The organism is Marinomonas sp. TI.3.20 (genome assembly GCF_038155025.1).
GTDB classification, from domain to species: Bacteria; Pseudomonadota; Gammaproteobacteria; order Pseudomonadales; family Marinomonadaceae; genus Marinomonas; species Marinomonas flavescens.
Genome location: NZ_JBAKAS010000099.1, coordinates 1 through 316 on the forward strand (window position 1 = coordinate 1; position 316 = coordinate 316).

1 protein-coding gene is annotated in these 316 nt (G+C 34.8%); it reads left to right on the top strand.

Annotation, left to right across the window (positions count from 1 at the left end):
• Positions 1–316, top strand: a 316-nt coding sequence (locus tag V6259_RS19745) for a hypothetical protein (protein WP_341585984.1), incomplete at both ends; no start/stop codon positions are given.

Genomic DNA, 316 nt, shown 5'->3' on the forward strand with positions numbered 1-316 from the left:
GTAAAAAACTATACAGCGCATCACAACGTTATTTGGAATTTTCAAACAGATATTAAAGACGATGGCACCTTTGTTTATTTAGGTCGCCGTCGTACAACGATTGAAAACGTAAATTACTATAATAAAACGCTTTATAACACCCATTACCGTATTCGTTTATGGAATCGTGATAGGCAAGGCGCGATTAATAGTACAAATTTCACCAATAATTTGTTCGCGGGCCCGAAGGTTGACTTAGAAAGTACAAATACATTATTAAAATGTATTACACATGAAAATGAACTTAATGATGCAAATCCAAGTGACACGTTTGTGG